Here is a 25,945-nt window from a genome sequence, read left to right on the forward strand (position 1 = left end):
CGTACTCCGGCCGGCGCGGCCGGAGCAGGTCACCCGGGACCGGCGGTGGAATTCACCGCGACCCGTGACCGGCGGCAACCACCCAGATGGTTCTGAAGAAGATGTCCACGTCCTTCCCGACGGAAAGGGTTTCGACATACCTCACGTCGAGCGCGACGCGCGCGTTGTAGGTCAGCTGGTTGCGCCCGCTGACCTGCCAGAGGCCGGTGATGCCGGGCCGCACGGCGCAGTAGTGCGACCAGCTGTGGCCGTAGAGCTCCTTCTGCTCCAGCATGCAGGGGCGAGGGCCGATCAGGCTCATGTCGCCCACCAGCACGTTCCAGAATTGCGGCAATTCGTCGAGGCTGGTCTTGCGGATGAATTTGCCGAAACGGGTGATGCGCGGATCGTCGTCCAGTTTCTGGTATTCGTCCCATTGGCGGCGCGCCTCGGGATTGTTCTTCAGGTGCTCTTCCAGCACCTGCGCCGAATTGGCGATCATCGAGCGGAATTTGTAGAAGCGGAATACGCGTCCGTTCTTCCCGTACCGCGGCTGGTAATAAAGCACCGGTGCTCCCGAACTCGCGAAGACGCAAAGTCCGAGCAATACGAAAAGCCAGCCGAATGCGATGAAGAAAAAAAGAGCGGCGCCGATGTCCACCGATCTTTTTGCGACCTTCAGCAATGGGGAATGGTTGATTCCGGATTGCGATCCGCCGCGGGACATTTCGGCACCTGCGTCGGCAAGGTCCCAGCCCTGCGGTACGAGCGATTCTTCGGGATGGAGATTTCCCATGGGATTCTTCCATCCGGGTTTGAAGCGCGACAAGATTTCCCGTCGAAATGCTTTCATTTTTGACGCACCTTTCCTCATGCGGGCAATTGCCCGCAGATCCTCGGTTATGGCCCTGTGTTTTTGGCCGACACTACCCGCACAAATGCCTCTTTAGCGTCTGCAATGCAGAAACTATTGCGCGGCCAAATGACTCGATGAAGGCAGTACCAATGAATTAAAGATCATTTGTAGTGCCTTTTTATGCTGAATACTATTTGAGTATTTAATCGATGCGGGAGGTTGGAGGCTCACCGCATGATTTTGAATTTAACTCCAATTCAGGCGGTCTAAGTGGAATCCCTGTTGGTATTGTATGTGTATTGCAACTGCTTGTAAGCGCCGTATTTGTAACCCCCGCTTCCAGCGTGGCGGCGGCTTAAATCAATAGCATTCAGAATTACGCCATTTACCGTTCTGCCCGCATGGGCGAGCCTTCTGACGGTTTCATTCAATTCGCCGAGCTGGGTTTTCTCGGCGCGCGCCACCAGCAGCAGGGTGCTCGCCAGCGGCGCCACCGAGGCGGTGTCGGCGGCCACCAGCACCGGGGCGGTGTCGATGACGACCAAGTCGTACAGCGGCGAGAGCTGTTCCAGCACCTGAACGAAGGACTCGCTGGTGAGCAGCTCCGCCGGATTCGGCGGCAGCACCCCCGTCGTCATGATGTCCAGGTTGGGCAGCACGCCAGGGCGGATGGCCTGTTTGAAGTCCAGCGTGCCGGCGATCAGCTCCGACAGGCCGGATGAGCGCGGAATCGAGAAGAACTGGCTGACCCGGCCCTTGCGCAGGTCGGCGTCGATCAGCAGCACCCGCTTGCCGGTGGCCGCGGTGATCGCCGCGAAGTTGACCGAGACGAAGGTCTTGCCAACGCCGGGTGTCGCGCCCGAGATGAGCAGCCGGTTGTTGGTCGCCTCCAGCATCGCGAACTGCAGCGCGGTGCGCAGGCTGCGCAGGCTTTCCACCGCCGGGTCTTCCGGCTGCAGGTGCGCCAGCACGTGCTTGCCGGCCACCTTGTTCTCGATGTTCCTGTCGATGGTGCGCTGCGCGGCGCTCAGCGGAACGCTGCTGTAGACGTTGAGGCCGGTATGGCTCTCGATCTCGGCCGGATTGCGGATGCCGCCGAAGAAGGAACTCCGCGCGACCGCCGCGCCGAAGCCGGCGGCCAGCCCGAGGATCGCCGCCAGCGCGATCACCAGCGGCCGCTTCGGCCACACCGGCTCTTCCGGAACGATGGCCTCGTCGAGCAGGCGCACGTTGCCGACCTTGCCTTCCTTGGCCAGCCGCATCTGCAGCGAGCTGTTGAGCAGCGACACGTAGAGGTCGGTGTTGACCTTGATGTCGCGCTGCATGCGCACCGTGTTCTGCTGCAGCTCGGGCATCTTGCGGATGCGCGCGTCGACTGTGGCGAGCGCGCTCTTCCATGCGGCGACCTGCGCGTCGAGCGTCTGCACGTTGGGGTGCTCGTTCGTGAAGCGCGACGTGAGCTCGCGCCGCTTCTGCTCGGCCTCCAGCAGCTTGGACTGCAGGTCGACCGTCTGCGTCAGCGCGTTCTTCGCCTCGTCGTCGAGGCTGACGGTGCCGTTCTGGTTGCGGTAGCGGTTGTAGATGTCTTCCGACTGCTCCAGCTGCTTCTTGAACTGCGGCAGCGCGCCGTCGAGGAAGCCCAGCGTCTTCTCGGCCTCGGCGGCCTTGCGCTCCATGTTCTGGCGCACGTAGAGCCGGCCGATCTCGTTGAGCAGCTGCGTGAGCTTCTCGGGGTCGGGGTTCTTCCAGCTCACGTCGAGCACGCCCGACTGCTTGCCCTTCTCGACGACCTTGAGCGCGTCCTGCAGCGCCAGCAGCGTGAGCTGGCTGGACGAGCGCACGAGCACGAACTGCGCGCCGGGCCTGGCCTCGATGCTGGTGACCATCAGGCTCAGGCTGCCGTTGGGAACGCCCGGCACCTTGGCCTCGAGCAGCGTGCCGACCCGGCCCTTCATCGGCGTGTCGATGTCGGGGTTGCTCAGCTCGTACTGGCCGTCGGTGCCCAGGGTCAGCGTGAACTGCTTGTCCTCGAAGTCGGCGGGCACGTCGAACCTGGGCACGAGGATCTTCTCGGTGCCCGTCACGTAGCCGGACAGGCCCATGAAGCCGGGGTCGGACAGCTCGGTGGCGCGGCGTGCGAGCCAGCTCCCCACGAAGGGCGCGTAGCGCGGCCGCGCGCTGATGTAGAGCTTGGTGTTCTCCACCGCCTTGCCGAGGATGGCGCGCGAGCGCAGGATCTCGATTTCGCCCGCGGCCGGCGTCTTCACGCTCAGCAGGGAGGAGGCTGCGTCGCCCAGGAAGCTTCCGGCCGAGTTGCCGGTGTCTTCCACCTGCACGGCGACGTTGCCTTCGTAGACCGGCTTGCCGAGAAAGGCGTACGCCGTGCCCAGCAGCACGGCGACGAGCGCGATGGCCGCGACCAGCCAGCGGTTGTCGATCAGGATGTCCAGGTACTCGGCCAGGTTGATGCCATCGCCATCCTCTTCCATGGCTTGCAGCGGCAGCGCGGCTTGCTGGGGTGCGTTCATGTCGGTTGCTGCTCGGGTTTCGTGATTTTCAGAATGCGGTCGATCCACGCGCGCGCGCCGGCATCGATCAGCGCCAGGGCGTGCTCGAACGCGGCCTCGTCCTTTCCGTAGGGGTCGGGCACGTCGTGCCCCTCGAACTCGGCGATGCGGAACACCTTGCCGCGCACGAAGGGATAGGTCGACTCGAGGTAGCGGCGCTGGTCGCGGTCCATCACCAGGATCAGGTCGGCCTGCCGGCACAGCAGCTGGCTCACCTGCTGCGCGACGTGGCCCGAGATGTCGACGCCGCGGTCATGCATGAGCTTGCGCGCGGTGGCGTCCGCAGGCCGGCCGACGAGCGCGCCGGTGCCCGCGGAGAACACGCGCAGCCCCGGCAGTCCTGCTGCGAGCAGGCCTTCGGCCATGGGGCTTCGGCAGATGTTGCCGATGCAGACGGTCAGCACGGATCTCATCGGTGGTTCATGTAGACCTGGTCGGTGTTGTAGAGCGCCTGCGTCGCCGGCAGGATCAGGCTGGCCACGCGGTTCCAGGTGACCAGCGGCACGGAGTCGATGTAGACCACGTCGCGCGGCTGCAGCGGAAAGCGGTCGGCCAGCGCGAGCGCGGCGGGGTTCTTCGCGTTGAGATGGAAGATGGCCGGCGTGCTCCTGGCACTGCCGGCGTCATTGCTGCCGCCGCCGGTGTTGCGTACGACATAGATCTGCCCCGTGTTGGCGGTGCCCAGGTTCGCGCCGCCGGCTTCGCCCAGCGCCTCGCTGAGGCTGAGCCTGCCGTTGTGCATGGTCAGCGCGGAAGGCTTGAGCACTTCGCCGGTCACGAACACCTTGCTCTCGTCGCGGTTGCGCACCTGCACCACGTCGCCGCTGTGCAAGGGGATGCGGCTGGCGCCGACGCCGATGTCCTGCAGCTTCGGCAGGTCGATGAGCGTGGTCTTGTCGCCGCGCGTGAGCGTGATGAACGAGCGGTCGCCGGCGGCCGTGATGCCGCCCGCGCGGTTGAGTGCCTCGGCCAGCGTCATCGGCACGTCGGTGAAGATCTGCAGCCCCGGCGAGTTCACCTCGCCTTCGACGAAGGCGCGGCGGCTCCTGAAGGACTGGATGCGCACCGTCACCTGCGGGTCCTTGATGTACCTGGCGATCTGCCTGGCGATGAGGTCGGAGGCCTCGATCTCGGTCAGGCCCTGCATCTTCACGCGCCCGATGTACGGGAAGCTGATCTGCCCCGAGGCGTCGACGATGAAGCCGGGCGCCACGCTGATGCCGGTGGGATCCACCTGCTGGGAGATCACCGCACCGGCGTGGGGCAGCAGCTCCGGATGGTCGTAGACGACGACGCCCACCACGTCGCCGGGCCCGATCGTGTAGACCGGCGCCTCGCCGAACAGCGCCTTCACGTCCGGCGGCACCGCCGTCGGCCGCGCATCGGCCATCGCCCGGATGAGACCAGGCGAGATCGGCACCAGCCCCCCTTCGGCCGGCATGCCGTCGGCCGACAGGGCCGGCGCCGGACTCTGGTCGGGCTCGTAGGCCACCACCGAGCCGAAGCCCGGCGCGCAGCCCTGAAGCGCCAACGCCCCGGCGAGGGCGGCACTCCAACCCGTCAGGTACAGGTAGCGTGACAAATGGAACTCCATTGCGAACTTGGTTATTTCAATAACTGCGATTGCCCATGCAAAGCCCGAGCCTGATTTGCGTCGATTGCGCCGGTTAATTCTTTTTATTGAGGAAGAGTTAATCCGGGCATCGGCGATTTATCGGCGAGCCAGCGAGAGCGCGAATTGTCGCTGCCTTCGCAAGGCGACTTTTTGGTGGAGTAGACGCAAATGACGTGTCTATTCGTGCGTCGACCACGCCATGCACAGGGTTATGCGGAGGCGAGTTGCCCGCAGCCCTGTTTTCACTGGGGAAAGGGGGTGCGGAATGCCTGTTTTTCAGGCACTCCGGAAAGCCGAAACTTGCGACCTATTTATTACCCCGGACAGCCGGGAGATTGTGGTTTTCGCTCCACAAAGTCAGGTTCCATAGGGTTTTTGATATTGCGTTCAATTTTGTAAAGAAATGTGTCCCGGTAGGAGATGACTGACAAGCCGTGGGGCGGGAGCATCAATGTGCCTGCCGGAGGCAACAAACTACTTCGAAACGGCTTCGCGGCCGTACATAATTCGGAGGCAGGCGCGGAAGTACGTTTTTCTGATTAATCCTGAAATCGGGCGCCCTGCGCCGGGGCTCCAGGCACCAAGTACGTGCAATGCCGTTCCACCGGGCCCGGAATGATTTCAGGTTAATTGGGCGCGTATTCCGCGCAGGTTCCGATTTGCTCGGAGACAGGCAAGACTTTCGTATTGCCCTGCAATTTCAGGAATTCCGGGTGACGGAGAATGTTTCATATTTCGATCATTGAAACCGGCCCGGATTGCCGCAAAGATCGGAATAAATCAGAAAAAAGAGTTCATGAGCGGCCGGGCAGGGCCGCACAAAGGTGCGAGCCAGGGAGAAATATTGTGCCGAGCGTCGGCGAATTGAATGCGAATGTTTCTGTGCCGCCGGTGCGGCGGGCAGGCCCGTTGCAGGCCCGCGTTCATTCTTCGCGGTCGTCGCCCGGGTGGCCGAGCTGCTTCTTGGCGGAGCGCACGCCCCGCACCACCAGATAGAGAGCGCCGCCGGCAACCACCACGAAGCCAGCCACCGCGAGGCCGCCCATGCCGAAGGCCCACCACCAGAACAGGCCGCTGATGGGCAGCAGCACCAGCGCCACCAGCAGCTCGATGAAGATCAAACGCATCCGTCTCCCCTTGTTCTCGGACATGCAGGCAGCCTTGGTGGTGTGTAATAAATCGCTACGTGCATTTTGAGTGGCGAGAGGATAGCCCAAGAAGAAAAGCGGGGGTACAGGGTTTGCGGCCCCCGCAACCCCACCCCCGTCTCTTCTTCAGTCTGCGGGCCGAACCTGTGCGCGGCCTGACTCTGGCCGGCGGACCGGCTCGGTACTCAGTACAGCCCGAGCTTGCGCGTGCGCAGCCGCGCCAGGCCCAGCAGCGCATCGGTGAAGGGCGTGGCCACCGCCGTCAGCTCGCCCAGTTCGCGCACCACCGTGACCAGCGCGTCCAGTTCCACCGAGCGCCCGGCCTCCACGTCCTGCAGCATGGAAGTCTTGAACGCGCCCAGCTTCTTCGTGATCTCGTGCCGGTCTTCGGGGCTCTGCGTGATCTCGATCCCGATGCGCCGGCCGATTTCCTTGGCTTCCAGCATCACCGCCGAGATGAAGCCGCGCACGTAGTCGTCGCCCATGATCAGGTCGGTGGTGCAGCCGGTGAGCGCGCTGATCGGGTTCACCGTCATGTTGCCCCACAGCTTGAACCACACGTCCTTCTGGATCTGCGGCGACAGCGTGGTCTCGATGCCGGTGCTCTTCAGCAGCGCCAGCAGTTTCTGCACGCGCGGCGTGGCCTCGCCCGAAGGCTCGCCGATGATCAGCCCGTTGCCGAAGTGGTGCCGCACCACGCCCGGCCCGTCGAGCGAGCAGCTCGCATGCACCACGCAGCCGATCACGTTGCGCGACGGGATCGCGCGCGCGATGGCCCCGTCGGGGTCCACGGCGGCGAGCCGGTGGCCGGTGATCTCGCCGCCGAAGCCGCCTTCCAGGAACCACCACGGCACGCCGTTCATCGCCACCAGCACGACGGTGTCGGCGCCGATCAGCGGCCCGATGCGCTCGGCCACGCCGGCCAGCGCGGGCGCCTTCACGGCGATGACCACCAGGTCCTGCACGCCGAGCGCCTCGGGGTCGGCCACCGCGTTGACCGGCACGCGCGTGCGCACCTCCCCACCCGCGCTGCCGCGCATCAGCGACAGGCCGTCGCGCTGCAGTGCTTCCAGGGTGGCGCCGCGCGCCACCACGTTCAGCCGTTCGCCCGCCTGGGCGAGGCCGACGCCGATCCATCCGCCGATCGCGCCGGCGCCGTAGATGCAGATCTTCATGAGCTAAGCCGTTCCGGTTCAGTTGCGGTAGGAGGGATCGATGCGGTCCACCTGCCGCACCAGCGCGTTGAACACGTCCTGCCCCGCGCCGTGCTCGGGGCTGAACTGCAGCGCGTCGCGCGTGCAGCGCCGGGCGATCTCCTCGCTCACCGGAATGGCCTGGCCCATGGAGAAGGTCGCCATCTGGATCTCGCAGGCGCGCTGCAGCGTCCACAAAATCGCGAAGGTCTGCGGCAGCGTCTGCCCCCAGGCCAGCAGGCCGTGGTTGCGCAGGATCACCGCGTTGCGCTCGCCGATGCTCTTGAGCAGGCGCGGCCCCTCGTCGGCATGGATCGTGATGCCCTCGAAGTCGTGGTACGCCACCATGTCGTGCAACTGCGCCGTATAGAAATTGGTCTGCTGCAAGCCGCCCTGCAGGCAGGCCACGGCCACGCCGGCCGTGGTGTGCGTGTGCATCACGCAGTGCGCGCCTTCCAGCCCGTCGTGGATCGCGGCATGCACCGTGAAGCCGGCCGGGTTCACCGGGTACGGCGAACCGTCGAGCACCTTGCCCTGCAGGTCGATCTTCACCAGGTTGCTGGCCGTGACCTCGCTGTAGTGCAGGCCGAAGGGGTTGATGAGGAACTGCTTCTCGCCGCCAGTCACGCTGTCGGGCAGCCGCACCGTGATGTGGTTGTAGATCATCTCCGTCCAGCCCAGCATTGCGAACACGCGATAGCAGGCCGCGAGCTCCTCGCGTGCGGCGCGCTCGTCGGGGTGGATCGAGGGATGGACCAGCGCAGACGTGGAAGACGGCGCGGTGGTGGCGATTGCATTCATGGCAGTTCCTTCTATCTAGATGGCTTGCCCACCGCGCCGGCCGGCGCCCTTCGCGGGAAACACCGCGGAACCGGCTTTGCCGGGCCGCCGGTGTTGCCCCTTCAGGGGGATTCGGCTACACGAAGCGGGCAAGAAACGGGGTGGTCCTATCCCTCCGCCGTGAAGCCGACTTCCTTGACGATCGGCGCCCACTTGGCGGTGTCCTTCTTCAGCAGTTCCAGCAGCTCGGCCGGCGTGGAAGACATCGCTTCCAGGCCGAAGGTGCCGAGGCCGTCGATCACGTCCTTCTGCGCGAGCGCGTTCTTCATCGCGGTGTTCAGCTTCGCCACCAGCTCGGGCGAGGCCTTGGCCGGCAGGAAGAAGGCGAACCACTCGCTGTGCGCCATGTCCTTCAGGCCCTGTTCGCCGAAGGTGGGCACTTCGGGCGCGAAGCGGCTGCGCTTGGCGCCCGACACGCCCAGGATGCGCACCTTGCCCGTGGGCAGGTGCTGCGTGATGTCGCCGATCGGGCCCGAGACGGCCGAGATGTTGCCGCCCAGCAGGTCGAGCATGGCCGGCTGCGTGCCGCGGTAGGCCGCGTGCTTGAGCTCGACGCCGCCCTTCTTGCCCAGCAGCGCGCCGATGAAGTGCGGCGTGGAGCCCGCGGCCGGGGAGCCGTAGTTGGCGCCGGCCGGGTTCGCCTTGGCCCAGGCCAGGAACTCGGGCACGGTCTTCACGCTGGCCGGCACCGCCGGGCCCACCGCGAAGCCGAAGTCGAAGATGCAGGCCAGGCTCACCGGCGTGATGTCGACCATCGGGTCGTACGGCAGCTTCTTGTAGATGTGGGGGTAGATCGTGAGGATCGAGGTCGGCGTCTGCAGGATGGTGCTGCCGTCGGCCGGCTTGCCCTTCACGTAGCCCACGGCGATCTGGCCGCCGGCGCCGGTGCGGTTCTCCACCACCACCGTCTTCGCGTAGTCGCCGCCGAGCTTGGTCGCCAGGCGCCGGCAGGTGGTGTCGGAAGTGCCGCCGGCCGCGAAGCCGGTGACGATGGCGGCGGTCTCGATGTTCGTCGTCGCCTGCGCGAAGACGTTCTGGCCGATGCTTGCCAGCAAGGCGGATGCGCTGGTGGTCTGCAGGATCTGGCGGCGCGTGAAGCTCATGGTGTCTCTCTCCGGACTGTGGTTGTGGAGGGTTCGATCAAGACTCGTCGCGCAGCCAGGTGACCGCGCCCGAGTGGGTCACGGCGCCCTGGTGGGCAGGGCGCACGGTGAGCGCATATTTTTCCAGCAGGCCGCCGCGCGCGACCCCCGCGTTTACCTCACGTCCGGCAAGCCGCGACGCGATTTCCCCGGCCGTCAGGTCGACCGTGATGGAGCGTGCTTCCGCCCGTGCGTCGATGGACACCATGTCGCCGTCGCGCAGCGCCGCGATCGGGCCGCCGTCCGCTGCCTCCGGGCCCGCGTAGCCGATGCACAGGCCGCGCGTCGCGCCCGAGAAACGCCCGTCGGTCAAGAGCGCCACCTTGTCGCCCATGCCCTGGCCGTAGAGCAGGGCGGTGATGCCCAGCATCTCGCGCATGCCGGGGCTGCCCTTGGGTCCCTCGTTGCGGATCACGATCACGTCGCCCGCCTCGTAGCGGCGGTTCTGCACGGCCGTCTGCGCTTCTTCCTCGGAATTGAAGACGCGCGCCGGGCCGCGATGCACCAGCGTCTTCAGCCCCGCGGTCTTCAGCAGCGCGCCGTCGGGGCACAGGTTGCCCTTGAGCACAGCCAGCCCGCCGTCGCGCGTGATCGGGTTGCCGGCCTCGCGCACCACGCGGCCGTCGGGTGCGAGCGCGCCGGCCAGCTCCTCGGCCATCGTGCGGCCGGTGAAGGTGAGGGCGTCGCCGTGCAGGAAGCCCTGCTCCAGCAGCGTGCGCAGGATCACGCCCGCACCGCCGATGTAGAACACGTCGCGCGCCAGGTACTTGCCGCCCGGGCGCAGGTCGGCGATGAGCGGCGTGCGCGCGAAGATCTCGGCCACGTCGTCGAGATGGAACCTGATGCCCGCCTCGTGCGCGATGGCCGGCAGGTGCAGCGCGGCATTCGTCGAGCCGCCCGTGGCCGAGACCACGGCGCAGGCGTTCTCCAGCGCCTTGCGCGTGACGATGTCGCGCGGCAGCGGCCCGTCGCCCATGACCGCCTTCATGAGCTGCTTCGCGGCGCGGCGCATCAGCGGCGCCCGCTCGCTGAACACGGCCGGCACCATGCTGGAGCCGATGGGCGCGAGGCCCAGCGCTTCCGAAACCATGCCCATGGTGTTGGCCGTGAACTGCCCCGCGCAGGCACCGGCCGTGGGCAGGCAGGCGCGGCTCATGGCGTCGAGTTCGTCGTGCGTGGCGGTGCCGGCCAGCACCTTGCCGATGGTCTCGTAGGTGTCGACCACGTTCAGGTCCTGCCCGTCGGGGCCCGGCATCTGGCCCGGCAGCGCCGAGCCGCCGTGCACGAACACGCTGGGCACGTTGCAGCGGACCATGCCCATCATCAGCCCCGGCAGGTTCTTGTCGCAGGCGCCGATGGCGAAGATGCCGTCCCACTGGTGGCCGCGCGTGGAGGCTTCCACGCTGTCGGCGATGAGCTCGCGCGAAATCAGCGAGAAGCGCATGCCCGAGTGCGCCATCGTCAGCCCGTCGCTGATCGACACCACCGGGCACTCGTGGGGCGTGCCGCCGCCGGCGTAGATGCCGGTCTTGGCGTGCTGCGCCTGCTCGCGCAGGTTGAGGTTGCACGGGCTCATCTCGCCGCCCGTGTGGAACACGCCGACGTGCGGTCGCGCGATGTCCTCGTCGTCCTGGCCCAGCGCGTGCAGGAAGCTGCGGGTGGTCGCGCGGATCGTGCCCTCGCGGATGGTGGCGGAGCGGAAGCGCTTGCTGTTCGGGTCGGTCGGCGTGGTCATCGGCTGGCGTGGGGCTGGCTGGGTTTCAGGAGGAGGTCAGAACATGCCGTTCTTGTTCGCGGCGGTCTCTGGCACCGGCTGCACCACGTCCCAGTGCTCGACGATCTTCCCGTTCTCCAGCTTGAAGATGTCGACGATGGCGCTGCCGCGCGTGCCCGGCTCGCGGATCGCGTTGACGTGCAGGATCACGTAGTCGCCATCGACGAAGCTGCGCTTGATCTCGCTGCGCGAATTCGGGAACTTCTCGCGCAGGAAGGCGATGAACTTGCGGAAGCCCTCGGGGCCGTCGGCCGCCGTCGGGTTGTGCTGCACGTAGCGGTTGCCCACGTACTGCAGCGCCGCGTCGGCGTCCTTCTGGTTCAGGCCCTTCTCGTAGAAGGCGAGCACCGCACGGCGGTTGGCCTCCTGCTGGGCGGTGGCGTCCTGCCTGCCGGAGCCCATGGGCGCGCAGGCGGCGAGGAACAGGGTGGCTGCCGCGGCCAGGGCCGCGAGGGTGGTGCGTTGCATGGCGAGTGCTCCCGGGTGAAGAAGATCAATAACCGTTGGGTGTGGCCGCGCCCGGCGCTGCCTTGTACTTCGCCAGCAGCTGCTTCGCCGCCGCCGCCAGCACGATGGTGTCCACGCCTACCGCCACGAACAGCGCGCCGGCCGCGAGCCACTTGCGCGCCTGTTCCTCGGTGGTCGAGAGGATGCCCGGCGCCTTGCCGGCCTTGCGGATGCGCTCGATGGCGTCGGCGATCACCGCCTGCACCTCGGGATGGTTGGGCTGGCCCACGAAGCCCATCGAGGCCGACAGATCGGCCGGGCCGATGAACACGCCGTCCACGCCGGGCGTGGCTGCGATGGCGTCGAGGTTCTTCATCGCCTCCACCGTCTCGGCCTGCACCAGCAGGCAGGTCTGCGCGTTGGCTTCGTGCAGGTAGTTGGGGTAGGCCTGCCAGCGCGAGGCACGCGCCAGCGCGCTGCCCATGCCGCGGATGCCTTCGGGCGGATAGCGCATGCCCTGCACCAGGCGCGCGGCCTGCTCGGCGGTGTCGACCATCGGCACCAGCAGCGTCTGCGCGCCGATGTCGAGGTACTGCTTGATCAGCGTGGTGTCGCCCACCGGGATGCGCACGATGGGGTGCGAACGGTCGGCCTCGGCCTGCGCCGACCATGCGCTGGAAATGCCCTGCAATTGCGCGAGCACCGAGCGCACGTCGTTGGGCGCGTGCTCGCCGTCGACCAGCAGCCAGTCGTAGCCGGTGCCGGCCAGGATCTCGGCCGCGTAGCCGTCGGCCAGCCCGACCCACAGGCCGATCTGGGGCTTGCCGGCCGCGAGGGCCTGCTTGAAGGTGTTGATGGGGGTGTGCATGGTGTTCTCTTCTCAGGCGAGACGGAAGGAGATGGAGCCGAGGGGGCCATAGTCGGCGTGGAAGGTGTCGCCGGGCACGGCCGTCGTGGGCCGCGTGAACGAGCCGCCCAGCACCACCTCGCCGGCCTCCAGGCACTCGTCCCACGGCGCGAGCTTGTTCGCGAGCCAGGCCACGCCGGTGGCCGGGTGGTTGAGCACGGCGGCGGCCACGCCCGATTCCTCGATCACGCCGTTCTTGAACAGCAGCGCGCTCACCCAGCGCAGGTCCACCGCGTCGGGCTTCACGGGGCGCCCGCCCATGACGATGCCGGCGTTGGCCGCGTTGTCGGAGATGGTGTCGAACACCTTGCGCGGCGCCTTCGTGTGGCGGTCGAACTGCTCGATGCGCGCGTCGATGATCTCGATGGCGGGCACCACATAGTCGGTGGCGGCGAGCACGTCGAACATGGTCACGTTCGGGCCCTGCAGCTTCCTGCCGAGGATGAAGGCCAGCTCGACCTCGATGCGCGGCGCGATGAAGCGGTTGAAGGGGATGTCGCCGCCCTGCTCGAAGAACATGTCGTCCAGCAGCGTGCCGTAGTCGGGCTCGTCGATCTGGCTGGACTGCTGCATGGCGCGCGAGGTGAGGCCGATCTTGTGGCCCTTGACGGTGCGGCCCTCGGCGATCTTGGTCTTGACCCACTCGCGCGAGATGGCGTAGCCGTCCTCGATGGTCATCTCGGGAAAGCGCTTGGAGAAGTGCTCGACCTGCACGCGCGACTTCTCGCTTTCGTGCAGCTCGGCGGCCAGTTGGGCGATGGTGGCTTGGGAGAGCATGTGGGTCCGTTTTTCTCTTGTCGTCGTTCAGCTCTTGTTGAACAGCGGATGCAGGTTGCTGTGCTTGCCGTCGTACACCTGCCCGGGGCTTTCGTCGATCTGCAGGGTGATGCCGATGTGGCGCTTGTCGAAGATCGGCGCGAAGTGCGCGCGCACGGCCGCCAGCAGGTCGTCGCCGGCCCTCTTCTTCACGGCCTCCGAGCGCCCCGCGGCCATGCGCAGGTTGAGGTACACGAAGGCGTAGTCGGCCTCGCCGTCGGCCACCGCGTAGTGCGCGGCGGGGTAGGCCAGCACGCGCGTGCCGCCGGTGGGGTACACCGGCTTGTCCGCTTCGTCGCGCTGCGCGAGCATGGTGTCGGCCAGCGAGCGGCACAGGGCCTGCATGTCGGTCTCGGCCTCGATGTTCGGCGTGTAGAGGATCACCAGGTGCGGCATCGTCTTTGCTCTTTCATTCGACGGACATCACGGCGGCCGTGCAGGTCACCGCGAAGATCGGGATCGCCTTCATGTGGAAGATCTCGCCCTTGCCGCGCGCGGCCGCTGCCACGCTGATGAAGGTGCGGATCTCGAAGCCGCCCTGGCCCGCCTCGCGGTAGGTGGCCTCGTCGCCGTAGTCGTCCTGCGAGAGCAGGGCGCCGCGGTCGTTGGCGCACCAGCGGCGCATGAACTCGGCGTCCCACTCGGCGTTGACCTTGCCCGAATCGGGCGTGGCCGGCCAGTGCGAGATGCCGCCCGTGCCCACCAGCGCGATGCGCTCGGGCACCTTGTCGCAGGCGCGGCGCAAGGCCTCGCCGAAGGCCCAGGCGCGGTGCAGCGGTGTGAGCGGCGGGCCTTGGCAGTTGATGTTCACGGGGATGACCTTGGTGTCGAACTTCGGCGTGAGGAAGTTCAGCGGCACCATGATGCCGTGGTCGAACTTCCATTCCTCCGCGTAGGCCACGTCCACCGTCTGCATCACTTCGCGGATCAGCCGCTGCGAGAGCGCGGCGTCGCCGGGAATACGGTGCTTCTCGATGCCCAGCCACTTGGGATCCTCGATGGGGCCTTCGTAGCTGTCGGCCATGCCGATCGCATAGGCCGGCATGTTGTTCATGAAGAAGTTCGCGAAGTGCTCGGCGGCGATCACGATCACCGCGTCGGGCTTCGTCGCGCGCATCGCCTCGCCGAAACGATGGAACTGCGCGTGGAACTCGTCCTTCACGGCAGGGTCGGCCAGGTGCGCGCGGCCGGTGATGCCGGGGGCGTGGCTGCACACGCCTGCGAATACGAGACTCATACGCCCGCCACCTTTTCGTCTGTGCCTGTCGTCATTGCGTAGATGCCGGCGCGCACGGGACCGTACTTGCGCACGCCCTCGCGCATGGCTTCGAGGTAGTCGGCCCACGGAATGCCCAGCAGCGGCGCGAAGTGCATCAGCAGCTGCCCGTTGCAGCCGAGCACGTAGAGCTTGCCGATGTCGCCGGCGTCGATGGCCTCGCGTTCCTCCTCGGTGAAGTCGTAGGCGCCCAGCAGCGCCGCGCGCGTTTCGCCGCCTTCGGCATAGCGGCGCTGCACCTCGGGCTCGCGGTTGAGCGCGAAGAGGAATTTCTGCATCGCATAGAGGCTCATGGTTCAGCCCTCGATCTGGATGTTGGCCTTGCGGATCACCTCGGCGTACTTCGCGATCTCGCTCTGGATGAAGGCCGCGAAGCGCTCGGGCGTGCCCGACAGCGACGCGATGCCTCCCTTCTGGAAGGCCTCGGTCACCGCGGGGCTCGCGAGCGCGCGGTTCACCTCGGCGTTCATGCGCTGCACGATGGCGTCGGGCGTACCGGCGGGCGCCAGCAGGCCGTTCCACGAATTGGACTCGATGGGCACGCCCTGTTCGGCCAGTGTGGGTATGGCGCTCGCGTACTGCGAGCGCTGCGCGGTCGCCATGCCCAGCGCCACGAGCTTGCCGCTCTGGATGTGGCCGCGGAACTCGGGCCAGTTGCCGAACATCATCGTCACCTGCCCGCCGAGCAGGTCGGTGAGCGCGGGGCCCTGGCCCTTGTACGGCACGTGCACGATGTCCAGGCCCATCTGCAGCCTGAGCATCTCGCCCGAGAGATGGGCCGAGGTGCCGTTGCCGAAGGAGGCGAAGCTCAGCGTGCCCGGCTTGGCCTTGGCGGCGTTGCGCAGGTCGGCCAGCGTCTTCAGGCCGCTGCCCGGATGCGTGGCGAGCACGTGCTCCGACATGCCCATGAGCGCGACCGGGCGCAGGTCCTTCTGCGTGTCGTAGGGCAGCTTGCGGATCAGCGTCTGGTTGGCCGTGAAGCTGTTGGCCACGCAGACGAAGGTGTAGCCGTCGGGCGCTGCCTTGGCAGCGGCATCGACGCCGATCACCGTGCCCGCGCCGGGCTTGTTGTCGACGATCACCGGCTGGCCCAGCGTCTTCGAAAGCTCCGTGCCGACGAGGCGCGCGACGAAGTCGGTGGTGCCGCCGGGCGTGAAGGGCACGATCACGCGGACCGGCTTGGCGGGCCAGCTGCCCTGCGCGCGTGCGAGCGAAGGCAGGGCCACCAGGGCGGCGGCGCCTTGCAGCAGCGCGCGGCGGCTCGCGTTCACGCCACGCCCCAGTGCGGAATGTGATGCGAACCCAGCGACACCGCCACGTTCTTCGGCTCGCAGAACACTTCGTAGCTCCAGGTGCCGCCTTCGCGGCCGGTGCCTGAGGCCTTGGTGCCGCCGAATGGCTGGCGCAGGTCGCGCACGTTCTGGCTGTTGACGAAGCACATGCCGGCCTCTACTGCGGCGGCCACGCGGTGCGCCTTGCCGATGTTCTCGGTCCACACGTAGCTGCTGAGGCCGTACTGGATGTCGTTGGCCAGTTCGATGGCGTGCGCCTCGTCCTTGAACGGAATGAGGCAGGCGACGGGGCCGAAGATCTCGTCCTGCGCGATCTTCATGCGGTTGTCCACGTCGGCGAACACGGTGGGTGCCACGTAGTTGCCCTTCTTCACGCGCTCGGGCAGGTTCGAGGGCGCTTCCAGCCCGCCGCACAGCAGCGTCGCGCCTTCCTTCGGGCCCAGCTCGATGTAGCTGCGCACCTTGGCCAAGTGGGCCTGCGAGATCATCGGGCCGACGATGGTCTTCTCGTCCAGCGGGTCGCCCACCGTGATGCGCTTCGCGCGCTCGGCGAACTTGGCGGCGAAGTCGGCGTAAATCGACTGCTGCACCAGGATGCGCGAGCCTGCGGTGCAGCGCTCGCCGTTGTTGCTGAAGATCATGAACACGGCCGCGTCGAGCGCGCGGTCGAGGTCGGCGTCCTCGAAGATCACGAAGGGGCTCTTGCCGCCGAGCTCCATGCTGAACTTCTTGAGGCCCGCGCTCTTCACGATGCGGTTGCCGGTGGCGGTGGAGCCGGTGAACGAAATGGCGCGCACGTCGGGGTGCGCCACCAGCGGCTCGCCGGCTTCCTTGCCGTAGCCGTGCACCAGGTTCAGCACGCCCGGCGGAATGCCGGCTTCCAGCGCCAGTTCGCCCAGGCGCGCGGCCGTCAGCGGCGAGAGTTCGCTCATCTTCAGTACCGCGGTGTTGCCGAAGGCCAGGCAGGGCGCGACTTTCCAGGTGGCCGTCATGAATGGCACGTTCCACGGGCTGATGAGCGCGCACACGCCCACCGGATGGAACAGCGTGTAGTTCAGGTGCGTGGGCGTGGGGTAGGTGTGGCCGTCGACGCGCGTGCACATCTCGGCGAAGTAATAGAAGTTGTCGGCCGCGCGCGGCACCAGCTGCTTGCCGGTCTGCGCGATGACCTGGCCGCAGTCGTTGGTCTCGGTCTGCGCGATCTCGGGCACGTTCTTCGCGATCAGGTCGCCGAGCTTGCGGATGAGCTTGGCGCGCTCGGGCGCGGGCATGCCGGCCCACTTGGGAAAGGCTTCCTTGGCGGCAGCCACGGCGGCGTTGACTTCGGCCTCGCCGCCCGAGGCGACTTCGGCCAGCACTTCCTGCGTGGCGGGGTTGACGGTCTCGAAGTAGTCCGAGCCCTTGACGGACTTGCCGCCGATGAGATGGTCGATCTGTTGCATGGAAAAAAGTCCAAAAGGGTCCGGTTCACTCAGTCCAGTTTGATGTCGCGCGCCTTGATGAGCGCGTGCCATTTCTTGCGCTCCGAGTCGGTGTAGCGCGTCATTTCGGTGGCATCGGCGGGGCGTGCCTCCCAGCCGGCGTCGTAGAGCTTCTGCTTCACGCTGGCGTCGGCCATGGCCTTCTGCAGCTCGCTGCCCAGCTTCGCCTGCACTTCCTTCGGCGTGGCCGCGGGCGTCACGAGGCCCTGCCATGTGTAGGCCTCGACGTTGGCGAAGCCGAGCTCCTTGGCCGTGGGAACGTTGGGCAGCTGCGGCACGCGCTCGCCCGACATGGCCAGCAGCGGGATCACCTTGCCGGCCTTGACGGCGCTCACGCCACTGGGCAGGTCGAGCATCATCAGCGCGACCTGGCCGCCCATCAGGTCCTGCAGCGCCGGGGCGCCGCCCTTGTAGGGCACGTGCAGCATCGACACGCCGGCTTCGCGCTGGAACAGTTCGTAGGCGAGGTGGTGCGGGCTGCCGGTGCCCGGCGTCGCGATGCTGTACTTGCCGGGCGAGGCCTTCAGAGCGGCCAGCAGTGCCTTCGCATCGGCGATGCCCGCGTTGGGCGCGGCGGTGATGATGAGCGGCGAGCGCCCCATCATGCCGACGAGGGCGAAGTCTTTCTCGGCGTCGTAGGGCAGCTTCCTGTAGAGCGCGGGGTTGTAGACCAGCACGCCGTTGTCGGCGGAGAACACGGTGTAGCCGTCGCCCGGCGAGCGGGCCACGTTCTCCGACGCGATGATCGCGCCCGCGCCGGGGCGGTTGTCCACCAGCACCGGCTGGCCCATCTGCTGCGAGACCTGTGCGCCCACGGTGCGCGCGAGGAAGTCGGTGCCGCCGCCGGCCGGGTAGCCGACCACCCAGCGCACGGGCTTGGCGGGGTAGGCGTTCTGCGCGAGGGCTGGGGCCGAGACGGCCAGCGCCAGGGCGGCCGCGGTGAACTGGAGGAGCTTTCTGCCGGTGATCATGTCGTGTCGTCTCCGCTGATCTGGTTTTGGATATGGCAAGGAAAAGGTGCGCTGCGACGGCGCGCCGGCTCAGGCCGCCGCGATGGTGTTGACCAGCGCACCGATGCCTTCGATCTCGGTGACGACCACGTCGCCCGGCTTGCAGTCGACCACGCCGTCGGGCGTGCCGGTGAGGATCAGGTCGCCCGGCGAGAGCGTCATGAAGCGGCTGAAGTACTCGATGAGGAAGGGCGCGTCGAAGATCATGTCGCGCGTGTTGCCTTCCTGCGTGACGGTGTCGTTCACCGTGGTGCGCAGCGCGAGCGCCATCGGGTCGGCGATGTCGGCCGCGTCCACGAACCACGGGCCCAGCGGCGTGCAGGTGTCGCGGTTCTTCACGCGCAGGTTGGGGCGGTACCAGTTCTCCAGGTAGTCGCGGATGGCGTAGTCGTTGGCCACCGTGTAGCCGCCGATGAAGTCGTAGGCGTCGTCGCGCTTCACGTTCCTCGCGGTCTTGCCGACCACGATGGCGAGCTCGCACTCGTAGTGCATGAACTGCACGCCGGCCGGGCGCTGCGTGTGCTGGCGGTGGCCGATGAGCGCGCTCTGGCCCTTGACGAAAACCAGCGGCTCCTCGGGTGCCTTGAACTCGAGCTCCTTGGCGTGGTCGGCGTAGTTCAGGCCCAGCGCGAGGATGGTGCGCGGGCGCGCAGTCGGTGCGAGCGGCGGCAGCCACACGAGCTGCTCCTGCGGCACGACGCGGCCGTCGTCCAGCCGCACGGCTGCATCGGGCTGGCCGTTGAACTCGTGGCTCGTGCCGGTGTGCTCGCGGCCTTCGAAGATGACGCGTGCGTGCTTCATGCCGTGGCTTCCTTCACCAGCGTGTTGCTCAGGGTCTCGAAGCCCTGCGCGGAGATGTCGATGCGGTCGCCCGCGCGGGCCAGCGGACGGCCGGCGCCGCAGCCGAGCATCAGCACGTCGCCGTGCGCGAGCGTCATGAATTCGCCGACGTCGGCGAGCAGCTGCCGCGCGGGGCGCACGAGCTGCGAGAAGTCGAGCGACTGCCTGAGCTCGCCGTTGATGCGCACCTCGGCGCGGAAATCCGCGGGGTCGGCCACTTCCTGCGCGTCGCGCAGCACGGGGCCGATGCCGAGGAAGCCGTCGACGCACTTGAACTTGACCGGCGGGCGGAAGAAGCTCGCGTGGGGAATCGACAGGTCGTTCATCAGCACGAAGCCTTCGACGTCGCCCTCGGCGCCGATCACCATGCCGATGCTCGCGCCGACTTCGACCTCGGGTACACCGGCCGGCACCGTGATGGCGCTGCCATGCGGGCTCCATGTGTTGGCCGTCTTCACGTAGAGCACGGGCGCCTTCGGCGGAGCCTTGTAGGGCGGCTGCGTCATCTGCGGCGCGAGCGCCTCCACCTCCGCGCGGAAGTTGAGCAGGGTGCCGTACACCGTGCCCGTGGGCAGGAAATGGGGAGTGCTGCTCATGGCGAGGGTTGCTCCAGTGCGATGAGTTCGTCGAGCAGCCCGTAGAGCTGCGCGAGCTTGGCCTTGCCGAGGGACTGTTCCATCCAGTCGTAGTGGGCCTCGATGCTGCTGCCCAGCCGCTTCACCAGCTTCATGCCGTGCGGCGTGGCCTCGACCACGGTGCGGCGCTGGTCGGCCGGATCGCGCGCGCGGGTGATGAGGTTGTCGCGCTCCATGCGCGCGAGCACGCCGGTGAGGCTGGGCCCGAGGATGAAGGCCTCGCGCGCCACGCGGCCGGTGTCGACCGCGCCGTGCTCGCCCAGCACGCGCAGCACGCGCCATTGCTGGTCGGACAGCGCGTGCTCCCGCAGGCTGGGCCGCGTGTGGGCCATCACGGCCTCGCGTGCCTGCAGCAGCAGGCGCGGCAGGTTGCGATGAGTGAATGTGGTGTTCAAGGCTTGTCTCTTCCGAAATTACTTAACATGTTAAATGAATCGTCGCGGCTTTCCTAGCCGATTGCCGGGTCGATTCGCAAACCTAGGGTATGCACGGATACGCCGTGCGGTGCGCTTCAGCGCGCGGCGGGTGCTTCACGGCGGCGCCGGTCGGCCTTGGGCAGGTCGGCTGCGGCAGCCACCATCGCCTCGCCGCGCGCATGCAGGCGCTGCAGCATGTCGTCGAGCAGCGCCACTTCGTCGGTCTTCAGCGCACCCAGCAGCTCGGTGTTGATCGCGCAGACCAGCGGATAAAGCTCCGCATGCAGCTTCGTGCCTCGCGCGGTCAGTCGCAGGAGCACATGGCGCCGGTCGCCCGCGGGCTGCTCGCGCGAGATCAGATCCTTCTCGACCAGCGAGCTCACGGCGCGCGACGTACGCGCCCGGTCGAGCTGCGCGTGCTCCGCCAGCTGCGACGAGCCCAGCGCGCCGTGCCCCGCGAGCGTGGCGATGAGCCGCCATTCACGCCGCGTGATGCCGAAGCGCCCCTCGCACAGCCGGATGACCATGCTGCCCGCGACCGACAGCAGCCGGCTGGTGCGGTAGAGCAGCAGGTCGTCGAGCGTGCGGGGCTGCGCTTGCATCGGCATAGGGTTTGCCCGGGCAATGATTGATTAGATGAACCAATTGTCGGCGCTCTACAGTGGCCGCGACCCATCGCGCTGCGCAGACAGCAAGCAACGGAGACAAGACAGATGACGACAGACCCGCAGTTCCTGCATCTTCACAGGCGCCGCCGCATGCTGGCCGCGCTCGGCGGCATGGCCCTCGCGCCGCTGGCGACGGCCGTGCGGGCGCAGCCGGCAATCGCGCCGGGAACCCCCATCCGCGTGCTGATCGGCGTGCCCGCCGGCGGCACGCAGGACGTGCTCACCCGCGCCATCGCGCAGGAAGTGCGCGAGTCGCTCGGCCCGCTCATCGTGGACAACCGTTCCGGCGCCGCGGGGCGCATCGCGGTCGACGTGGTGAAGACCGCCGCGCCCGACGGCCACACGCTGCTGCTGGGCACCGCGAGCATGATGACCATGTTCCCGAGCGCCTACAGGAACCTGACCTACGACCCGGTCAAGGATTTCCAGCCGATCATCAACGCGGCCCGCTTCGAGCTCGCGCTGGTGGTGCACAAGGACGTGCCGGCCAACACGGTCGCCGAATTCATCGCCTGGGCCAAAAAGCAGCCCGGCGGCGTGAGCTTCGCGTCGTACGGCGCGGGCACGCCCTCGCACTTTCTCGGCGAGATGCTCAACCGATCGGCGGGGCTGTCGATGGTGCACGTGCCCTATCGCGGCTCCACGCCGGCGCGCCAGGACGTGATGGGCGGCATCGTTCCCGCCTACTTCGACACCGTCGGCGGCGCGCTGCAGCTGCTGCCCACCGGCCGCGTGAAGGTCATCGCCACCAGCGGCGAGAAGCGCTCGCCGCTGATGCCCAGCCTGCCCACTTTCGTGGAGAGCGGCCTGAAGGACGTGGTGGCGACCGCCTGGTTCGCCTACTACGCGCCGCTGAAGACGCCCAAGCCTGTGGTCGACCAGCTGCGCGCCGAGTTCACGCGCGCGGTGAATTCCCGCGAGGTGCGCCAGCAGCTGCTGCAGAACGGCATGTACCCGGTCGGCGATGGCCCCGAGGCGCTGCTGAAGACCATGCGCGAGGACACCGCGCGATGGGCGGCGATCATGAAGGCGGTGAACTTCCAGGCCAACGACTGAAGAAGCAGCATCGCCCGGCCACCTAAACTCGAAGGATGGCCAAGGACAAATCACTTTTCGTCTGCAGCGAATGCGGCGGCACCAGCCCGAAGTGGCTGGGCAAATGCCCCAGCTGCGGCGCATGGAACACGCTCGTCGAGCAGGTCGCGGGCGCCGGCAGCGGGCCCGCCAACAACCGCTTCGGCACACAGTTCGCGTCGCTTGCGGGCGCATCGGAGCTCGCGACGCTCTCGGAGATCGAGGCGACCGACGTCGCGCGCACGCCCACCGGCATCGACGAGCTCGACCGCGTGCTGGGCGGCGGCATCGTCTCCGGCGGCGTCACGCTGATCGGCGGCGACCCGGGCATCGGCAAGTCGACGCTGCTGCTGCAGGCGGTCGACGCGCTGCAGCACGCCGGGCAGAACGCGCTCTACGTCACCGGCGAGGAAAGCGGCTCGCAGGTGGCGCTGCGCTCCCGGCGGCTGGGCCTGGACCACTCGCAGGTGCAGGTGCTGGCGGAGATCCAGCTCGAGAAGATCATCGCCACGCTCGACGCCACGCGCCCGGCCATCGCGGTGATCGACTCGATCCAGACCGTCTACTCCGACCAGCTCACCTCGGCCCCGGGCTCGGTGGCGCAGGTGCGCGAATGCGCCGCGCACCTCACGCGCTTCGCCAAGACCAGCGGCACGGCGGTGGTGCTGGTGGGCCACGTCACGAAGGAGGGCGCGCTCGCCGGTCCGCGCGTGCTTGAGCACATGGTCGACACGGTGCTGTACTTCGAGGGCGACACGCATTCGAGCTTCCGCCTCGTGCGCGCCATCAAGAACCGCTTCGGCGCGGTCAACGAGATCGGCGTGTTCGCCATGACCGAGCGCGGCCTGAAGGGCGTGACCAATCCGAGTGCGATCTTCCTGAGCCAGCATGCCGAGCCCGTGCCTGGCAGCGTGGTGCTCGTCACGCTCGAAGGCACGCGGCCGATGCTGGTGGAAATCCAGGCGCTGGTCGACAACGGCGGGCCCAGCCCGCGCCGCCTGTCGGTGGGCCTGGACCGCGACCGCCTCGCGATGCTGCTGGCGGTGCTGCACCGCCACGCCGGCGTGGCATGCATGGACCAGGACGTGTTCGTGAACGCGGTGGGCGGCGTGCGCATCAGCGAGCCCGCGGCCGACCTGGCCGTGATGCTGGCCATCACCTCCAGCCTGCGCGGCAAGCCCATGCCCAAGGGCTTCATCGCCTTCGGCGAAGTGGGCCTGGCCGGGGAGGTACGCCCCGCGCCGCGCGGGCAGGAGCGCCTGCGCGAGGCCGCCAAGCTGGGCTTCAGCGTGGCGGTGGTGCCGAAGGCGAACGCGCCCAAGAAGGGCGCGAAGGAAATCGAAGGGCTGACGATCCACGCGGTGGACCGCATCGAGGAGGCGATGGACGTCGTCCGCCGCCTCGACTGAAACCGGGAAAAAATGACCCGGCGCGCACGCTGTCGCGCCGGGCCTACCCTCCCTATCCCCCGATGTGCATCGTGAACGCCGGTCCGCTGTTGAGCACGCATTGGCCGCTGCCCAGCGTGGCCGAGTTCATCGAATACTGGCAACTCAGGTTGCCGCCGCGGCTGCCCGTGGCGTTCGCCACGCCGTTGGCACGCGAGCTGGCGACCCGGGTTGCCTCTCCCTGGAACTGTTCTCCGCCGATCTGTGCGTTGAAGTGGCCGCGGCCGTTCATGTCGTTGGTCACGGTGCCGGCGACGACGCCGTAGCGCGAGGCCTCGGCATTCGACGGGTACAGCCGCGCGTTGAAGGTCTGTGCGACCGGGCCCGGCGTGACGGCGTAAGCCTGCGAAGGCGGCGCCGAGGGAGCGGGTTGCCCGAGCGGCACGACGTAGCAGCCGCTGAGCGCGGCGGCCGTGAGCGTGGCGGCGAGGGTGAGACGAACGAATGTGACGGAGCGCGGAATGGTCATACGCTTTTCGGTGGCCCGGGCGGATGCCCGTGCGGCGAAATGTGCCGCCTCTCGCCGCCGCCGTACGTGCCTTTCGCTGCGAGTACCGCCTTGCGCGCCCGGCGGTAGCCACGGCCGCTACCGCGATCGCTGCGGATGGGCCGGCACAATCACGCCCCTACCAACCGTTCGCCGAATGAAGCCGATGCCGTTCCCGATTGCCGCCGTCATGGTCCATGTCGCTGACGTGGAGGCGGCGCTGCGCTGGTACGAAGCGGCATTCGGGGGCGAGGCCGTTCGCGTCCGCATCGGGACGCCGGTGTTCGAATGCCTGTCGGTGCAAGGGGTCCTGCTCGAGATCGTGCCGAGCGACGGGAAGGTCGATTCGGGCGCTTCGGGCTCGGTCGTGTACTGGAGCGTCGACCGCTTCGATGCCGCGCTGCGCGGCTTCGAATCGGCCGGTGCTGTGCTGTACCGGGGGCCGCTGCGGCTGGACGACGCGCAGGGCGTGCAGTACATGTGCCAGGTGCGCGACCCCTGGGGCAACTGCATCGGCCTGCGCGGCCCGGCCTGAGGTCTTTGCCGGCCGCGATGTGCCGGGCGGCGACAATGCACGCCATGAATTTCAAGAACTTTCTGCTGCCCGTGGGCGCCATCGTCGTCATGGCGCTGGCCTGGCGCGCTGGCGGATGGGGCGGTGTCGCCCTGGCCGGTGGCGCGATCGTGATGTTCCTGCTGCTGCACTTCAACCGCGCCATGCAGGTGCTCAAGCGCGCGGCCGAGCGGCCGGTGGGCTACGTGGCCAGCGCGGTGATGCTCAACGCCAAGCTCAAGCCGGGCGTGACGCTGATGCATGTGATCGCGATGACGCGCGCCCTCGGCGAACTGCGCTCGCCCAAGGACGAGCAGCCCGAGCACTACCGCTGGACCGACGGCGGCGGCTCGTATGTCGATACCGTGTTCAACGGCGGCAAGCTGCAGAGCTGGACGATGACGCGGCCCGAGACGCCGGCCGACGAAGACAGCGCAGCCTAGGACGCACTCCCCTTGCGCCGGGGCTGCCGCCACGGCGGATTGGCCTTCGCCTGGTGGCGCGCCTCCTTCGCGAATTCGGCGCATGCATGCGTCATCAGGTCGGCCGAGCGGTAGACCAGGAACACGTCGAAGTCCGGCAGTTCGTCGGTGATCGGCAGCTTCTCCAGCAGATGGGGCTGCAGCCGCAACGGCCCCGCGCCGTGGAACACGAAGTCCGACCACATGCTGATCAGGTCGGTCTGCGTGGCCAGCTGCAGGCCCAGCAGATTCGAGGCGCTGTGCACCATGCGCCTGGGCATCTCCAGCCCGTGCATGTTCATCATGCTCACCAGCGGGCTGCCCGCGTCGTCGATGGGGTCGAGCACGAGCCAGTCGGCGTCCACCAGCGGCTGCAGCCTGCGCACGCGCCTAAGCGGATGGCCGGCGCGCACCGACAGGTGCATGGCCACCGAGAACAGCGGCTCCCACTGGAATGCGTTGGTTCCCGGCCCGTTGCAGGTGGAGACCATCCCCAGGTCGAGCCGGCCTTCGCGCAGGCCCTCGAAGATCTGCTGCGGCCGCAGCTCGAAGCCGCGCAGCGCCACGTTGGGAAAGCGCCTGCGGAAAGACGCCATCGCATCGGGCAGCGGCCCGCTCGATGCCACGGCGGTGAAGCCGATGTTGAGCTGCGCCTCGTCGTGCCCGCGTATCGCCTCGATGTCTTCCAGCGCGTGGCGCAGCTCCTGCTCGACCACGCTCGCGCGCTTGACCAGCGCCGTGCCGTAGGCCGTGAGGCTCACGCCGCGCGTGGAGCGCGACATCAGCGTCACGCCGAGTTCGCGCTCCAGCTCCGAGATGGTCTTCGACAGCGCGGGCTGGGTGGTGTGCAGGCTGCGCGAGGCCTCGTGGATGCTGCCGTGCTGCGCCACGGCCAGCAGTACGCGCAACTGTTGCAGCTTCATCGTGGTGCGCCGCTCCCGGAAAGAGGCCTCTTGGGGGTTGTCCCGATGGCCTCCGGCGCCTGTTTATGACGGGGATGCCGTTTGGTTATCAGCATGA

General features: G+C 67.6%; 28 protein-coding genes. 4 read left to right on the forward strand and 24 right to left on the reverse strand.

What is annotated here, in order from left to right:
• Positions 1-52: 52 nt before the first annotated feature.
• The 22 genes from ABL843_RS01590 to ABL843_RS01695 all read right to left on the reverse strand — a co-directional run bounded on the left by ABL843_RS01590 (position 53) and on the right by ABL843_RS01695 (position 20,842).
• Complete coding sequence (locus ABL843_RS01590) at positions 53-832, reverse strand: sugar transferase (protein WP_276312254.1); 780 nt, start codon at positions 830-832, stop codon at positions 53-55.
• Positions 833-1,101: 269 nt separating this feature from the next.
• Positions 1,102-3,363, reverse strand: coding sequence for a polysaccharide biosynthesis tyrosine autokinase (locus tag ABL843_RS01595; RefSeq protein WP_418118747.1), 2,262 nt, complete (start codon positions 3,361-3,363; stop codon positions 1,102-1,104).
• Positions 3,360-3,815, reverse strand: coding sequence for a low molecular weight protein-tyrosine-phosphatase (locus ABL843_RS01600; protein ID WP_418118748.1), 456 nt, complete (start codon positions 3,813-3,815; stop codon positions 3,360-3,362). Before ABL843_RS01600 ends, ABL843_RS01595 begins: the two co-directional genes overlap by 4 nt.
• The gene (locus ABL843_RS01605) at positions 3,812-4,996 is read right to left on the reverse strand and encodes a polysaccharide biosynthesis/export family protein (RefSeq protein ID WP_126022449.1); all 1,185 of its coding nucleotides are present in this window, start codon (positions 4,994-4,996) and stop codon (positions 3,812-3,814) included. The genes ABL843_RS01600 and ABL843_RS01605 overlap by 4 nt, the downstream gene beginning before the upstream one ends.
• 944 nt (positions 4,997-5,940) lie before the next feature.
• Positions 5,941-6,144 (reverse strand): hypothetical protein, encoded by a 204-nt coding sequence (locus ABL843_RS01610; RefSeq protein ID WP_026346788.1) that lies wholly within the window; start codon positions 6,142-6,144, stop codon positions 5,941-5,943.
• Between the two features lie 206 nt (positions 6,145-6,350).
• Positions 6,351-7,340, reverse strand: coding sequence for a 2-dehydropantoate 2-reductase (locus tag ABL843_RS01615; protein ID WP_126022448.1), 990 nt, complete (start codon positions 7,338-7,340; stop codon positions 6,351-6,353).
• 18 nt (positions 7,341-7,358) lie between these two features.
• Positions 7,359-8,159 carry a class II aldolase/adducin family protein gene (locus ABL843_RS01620; protein ID WP_418118749.1) on the reverse strand — a complete coding sequence of 267 codons (801 nt, stop codon included), beginning with the start codon at positions 8,157-8,159 and terminating at the stop codon, positions 7,359-7,361.
• Between the two features lie 146 nt (positions 8,160-8,305).
• Positions 8,306-9,301 (reverse strand): Bug family tripartite tricarboxylate transporter substrate binding protein, encoded by a 996-nt coding sequence (locus ABL843_RS01625; protein ID WP_418118750.1) that lies wholly within the window; start codon positions 9,299-9,301, stop codon positions 8,306-8,308.
• Between the two features lie 37 nt (positions 9,302-9,338).
• Entirely contained in the window at positions 9,339-11,075 is a 1,737-nt protein-coding gene (ilvD, locus tag ABL843_RS01630; protein WP_418118751.1) for a dihydroxy-acid dehydratase, read from the reverse strand.
• A gap of 36 nt (positions 11,076-11,111) precedes the next feature.
• Positions 11,112-11,582, reverse strand: coding sequence for an ester cyclase (locus ABL843_RS01635; RefSeq protein WP_184640412.1), 471 nt, complete (start codon positions 11,580-11,582; stop codon positions 11,112-11,114).
• 25 nt (positions 11,583-11,607) lie between these two features.
• Positions 11,608-12,429: a 4-hydroxy-2-oxoheptanedioate aldolase gene (gene hpaI / locus ABL843_RS01640; RefSeq protein ID WP_418118752.1), complete on the reverse strand. Its 822-nt coding sequence runs from the start codon at positions 12,427-12,429 to the stop codon at positions 11,608-11,610.
• A gap of 12 nt (positions 12,430-12,441) precedes the next feature.
• Entirely contained in the window at positions 12,442-13,245 is an 804-nt protein-coding gene (gene hpaH, locus ABL843_RS01645; protein ID WP_418118753.1) for a 2-oxo-hept-4-ene-1,7-dioate hydratase, read from the reverse strand.
• 27 nt (positions 13,246-13,272) lie between these two features.
• Positions 13,273-13,680, reverse strand: a complete 408-nt coding sequence (locus ABL843_RS01650) for a 5-carboxymethyl-2-hydroxymuconate Delta-isomerase (protein ID WP_369660017.1) — start codon at positions 13,678-13,680, stop codon at positions 13,273-13,275.
• A gap of 13 nt (positions 13,681-13,693) precedes the next feature.
• On the reverse strand, positions 13,694-14,521 hold the full coding sequence (locus ABL843_RS01655) for an extradiol ring-cleavage dioxygenase (protein WP_418118754.1): 828 nt from the start codon (positions 14,519-14,521) through the stop codon (positions 13,694-13,696).
• Positions 14,518-14,853 carry an aromatic ring-opening dioxygenase subunit LigA gene (locus ABL843_RS01660; protein ID WP_184640402.1) on the reverse strand — a complete coding sequence of 112 codons (336 nt, stop codon included), beginning with the start codon at positions 14,851-14,853 and terminating at the stop codon, positions 14,518-14,520. The genes ABL843_RS01655 and ABL843_RS01660 overlap by 4 nt, the downstream gene beginning before the upstream one ends.
• A 3-nt stretch (positions 14,854-14,856) precedes the next feature.
• Entirely contained in the window at positions 14,857-15,831 is a 975-nt protein-coding gene (locus ABL843_RS01665) for a Bug family tripartite tricarboxylate transporter substrate binding protein (RefSeq protein ID WP_418118755.1), read from the reverse strand.
• Positions 15,828-17,294, reverse strand: coding sequence for a 5-carboxymethyl-2-hydroxymuconate semialdehyde dehydrogenase (hpaE, locus tag ABL843_RS01670; RefSeq protein ID WP_418118756.1), 1,467 nt, complete (start codon positions 17,292-17,294; stop codon positions 15,828-15,830). The genes ABL843_RS01665 and hpaE overlap by 4 nt, the downstream gene beginning before the upstream one ends.
• A 29-nt stretch (positions 17,295-17,323) precedes the next feature.
• Positions 17,324-18,304: a Bug family tripartite tricarboxylate transporter substrate binding protein gene (locus ABL843_RS01675; protein ID WP_418118757.1), complete on the reverse strand. Its 981-nt coding sequence runs from the start codon at positions 18,302-18,304 to the stop codon at positions 17,324-17,326.
• A 69-nt stretch (positions 18,305-18,373) separates the two neighbouring features.
• Complete coding sequence (locus tag ABL843_RS01680; RefSeq protein WP_418118758.1) at positions 18,374-19,144, reverse strand: fumarylacetoacetate hydrolase family protein; 771 nt, start codon at positions 19,142-19,144, stop codon at positions 18,374-18,376.
• A complete protein-coding gene (locus ABL843_RS01685) occupies positions 19,141-19,779 on the reverse strand; it encodes a fumarylacetoacetate hydrolase family protein (protein ID WP_418118759.1) in 639 nt (212 codons plus the stop codon). Before ABL843_RS01685 ends, ABL843_RS01680 begins: the two co-directional genes overlap by 4 nt.
• Positions 19,776-20,213, reverse strand: coding sequence for a homoprotocatechuate degradation operon regulator HpaR (gene hpaR, locus ABL843_RS01690; RefSeq protein ID WP_418118760.1), 438 nt, complete (start codon positions 20,211-20,213; stop codon positions 19,776-19,778). Before hpaR ends, ABL843_RS01685 begins: the two co-directional genes overlap by 4 nt.
• Positions 20,214-20,329: 116 nt before the next feature.
• The gene (locus ABL843_RS01695) at positions 20,330-20,842 is read right to left on the reverse strand and encodes a MarR family winged helix-turn-helix transcriptional regulator (protein WP_418118761.1); all 513 of its coding nucleotides are present in this window, start codon (positions 20,840-20,842) and stop codon (positions 20,330-20,332) included.
• A 105-nt stretch (positions 20,843-20,947) separates the two neighbouring features.
• Between ABL843_RS01695 and ABL843_RS01700 the strand changes: the two genes are divergently transcribed.
• Both ABL843_RS01700 and radA read left to right on the forward strand, forming a co-directional pair.
• Positions 20,948-21,958: a Bug family tripartite tricarboxylate transporter substrate binding protein gene (locus ABL843_RS01700; RefSeq protein ID WP_369660010.1), complete on the forward strand. Its 1,011-nt coding sequence runs from the start codon at positions 20,948-20,950 to the stop codon at positions 21,956-21,958.
• A 35-nt stretch (positions 21,959-21,993) separates the two neighbouring features.
• Entirely contained in the window at positions 21,994-23,385 is a 1,392-nt protein-coding gene (radA, locus tag ABL843_RS01705) for a DNA repair protein RadA (protein WP_126022430.1), read from the forward strand.
• Positions 23,386-23,437: 52 nt separating this feature from the next.
• Here radA and ABL843_RS01710 read toward each other — a convergent pair whose 3' ends face one another.
• Positions 23,438-23,893, reverse strand: coding sequence for a hypothetical protein (locus ABL843_RS01710; protein WP_418118762.1), 456 nt, complete (start codon positions 23,891-23,893; stop codon positions 23,438-23,440).
• A 175-nt stretch (positions 23,894-24,068) separates the two neighbouring features.
• Between ABL843_RS01710 and ABL843_RS01715 the strand changes: the two genes are divergently transcribed.
• Together ABL843_RS01715 and ABL843_RS01720 are read left to right on the forward strand one after the other, a co-directional pair.
• Entirely contained in the window at positions 24,069-24,446 is a 378-nt protein-coding gene (locus ABL843_RS01715; RefSeq protein ID WP_221297599.1) for a VOC family protein, read from the forward strand.
• A gap of 35 nt (positions 24,447-24,481) precedes the next feature.
• Complete coding sequence (locus ABL843_RS01720) at positions 24,482-24,907, forward strand: glycerate kinase (RefSeq protein ID WP_184640386.1); 426 nt, start codon at positions 24,482-24,484, stop codon at positions 24,905-24,907.
• On the opposite strand, the gene ABL843_RS01725 is transcribed toward ABL843_RS01720, so the two are convergent.
• Positions 24,904-25,848 carry a LysR family transcriptional regulator gene (locus ABL843_RS01725; RefSeq protein WP_418118763.1) on the reverse strand — a complete coding sequence of 315 codons (945 nt, stop codon included), beginning with the start codon at positions 25,846-25,848 and terminating at the stop codon, positions 24,904-24,906. The genes ABL843_RS01720 and ABL843_RS01725 overlap by 4 nt on opposite strands.
• Between the last annotated feature and the right edge of the window lie 97 nt (positions 25,849-25,945).

Origin of the sequence: Variovorax sp. 350MFTsu5.1 (genome assembly GCF_048302515.1) — a bacterium.
GTDB classification, from domain to species: domain Bacteria; phylum Pseudomonadota; class Gammaproteobacteria; order Burkholderiales; family Burkholderiaceae_C; genus Variovorax; species Variovorax guangxiensis.